Origin of the sequence: Levilactobacillus hammesii DSM 16381 (assembly GCF_001434395.1) — a bacterium.
Taxonomy (GTDB): Bacteria; Bacillota; Bacilli; order Lactobacillales; family Lactobacillaceae; genus Levilactobacillus; species Levilactobacillus hammesii.
The window spans coordinates 1-1,714 of sequence record NZ_AZFS01000036.1 but is presented as its reverse complement, the minus strand read 5'-3'; the positions used below and the strand labels follow the sequence as shown (position 1 = coordinate 1,714).

General features: G+C 32.8%; 2 protein-coding genes. Both read right to left on the bottom strand.

What is annotated here, in order from left to right:
* Positions 1 to 361: 361 nt before the first annotated feature.
* Positions 362 to 1,069 (bottom strand): putative immunity/bacteriocin fusion bifunctional protein, encoded by a 708-nt coding sequence (locus FD28_RS02165; RefSeq protein WP_034529865.1) that lies wholly within the window; start codon positions 1,067 to 1,069, stop codon positions 362 to 364.
* Positions 1,070 to 1,101: 32 nt separating this feature from the next.
* Complete coding sequence (locus tag FD28_RS02160; RefSeq protein WP_034529862.1) at positions 1,102 to 1,527, bottom strand: thioredoxin family protein; 426 nt, start codon at positions 1,525 to 1,527, stop codon at positions 1,102 to 1,104.
* Positions 1,528 to 1,714: the final 187 nt, after the last annotated feature.

Genomic DNA, 1,714 nt, shown 5'->3' with positions numbered 1-1,714 from the left:
CAAAGTAATCACTCCTTATAGCTGGTTGGAATTAACTACTACCATTGTAAGAGATTGCTTTGGGCCTTTTTTTATTTTTGTTCGGATTAATTATAGAATTTGCCCTTTAGATAGGTTTTATTTATCAATGAGAATTACCTTTCTTAATTCGATATACAAGGATCCAGAAAGGTAATGCAATTAGAACAGTGCCAATTAACGGAATAAATGAATATAAAACAGCTGCGCATGTATAGTTATTTTGATAAATAACAAAATATAATAGAGCACCTGCAGAAACAATTATTCCCGAAATGGGTAAACTTTTAGTCGTGTAAAAGAGTAAATTTTTCTCATATTTTTTCATAAAAATTGCCTCTTATTAATGATTCATTGCACATGCACCTTCTGATGCAGCGCCACACACGACAGCGCAAGCTAAACCTGCGATGCCATTTACGGCAGCCCAAACTGCACAATAGGAACCACAAGCTAACACACCAGCCATACCGCATGAAAATTCTTTGCCATGAAATTTAAAATGCTTTGTCTTTTTTTTCGCCAGAATATTAATTTGATTCAGTTCATTGTTTGAGGCGGAAAATTCGGTTTTTGGTGATGTGCTCTTAGTAGTACCTTGCTCAGCAGAGAAGCTTACAACCTTATTATTGCTCTTATCAACAACCGTTTGAGTTAATATTGTAGTATTTTTGTCATTATTTTTGTAAACATTATAAACAACATCCGTTGATATAGAAGGATCTACTGAGGATGTTGCACGATAATTATATGGTGTGACTGCGTCTTGGTCATTGGTATAACCACGTTTTTTTATATTATTTAAATAGTTATTTATTTTCTCACTTTTATTTAAATTAGAAACATCTTGCTGTGCATTGCTTGAGCTCAAAGACGAAACCTTTGCACTCAAGTTTGAATATTTAAGCTCTGTATTTAAATTATGGTAATAAGATCCAACTCTAGTTTTAGCCGAACCATTAATTGGGAATAAGAACGAGCCAAGTAATACAGTAACTGAGCACATTAGTAGTCCGATAAATATTTTTTTAAAATGTTTTGCCTTACTCATAATCAACAACTCCTCTAATTTTTAAGGAACCCTTATTGTAAGAACTTGTCTACTACTGAAATTTTGGATTCTCCAACTAAACGTGTAACCTCATGGGTGCCATTGTATTTTATTAAAGTTGGTATAGCATTTACATGCAGTCCCTTTAATTTTTTATAGCTAGAATTAGGTTCGTTAGCTAAATCGACTTTAAAGATTTCCTTGTTAGGATGCTTAGCAATAGCTTGTCGGTAAATCTTTTTCATTTTTTGACAATGAATGCAGTATCTAGAAGCATAGAGGACATACGTTATCTTTCTTTTCTTTTGTTTGAGCAATTTTAATGCGGTGGTTAATTTTACATTCACCACTTTTCCTTCTGACTTTGCGAGCACTGTACTTGGAAGTAAAAACATGAGGCTGATTCCTATTACGAACAAGCAAAAACTGCTTAAAACTGTTATTTTTCGTTTTTTCATAAAAAGCCTCCTCAACACATAAAATCGATGTTAAAACAATCAATATATGCTACATGCTCATAATATCACAATTAATTTTGTTTGTGGCAAATTCTATAATTAATTCGAACGAAAGTAAAAACGCCCAGAGTAATCTCTTACAATGGTAGTAGTTAATTCCAACCAGCTATAAGGAGTGATTACTTTG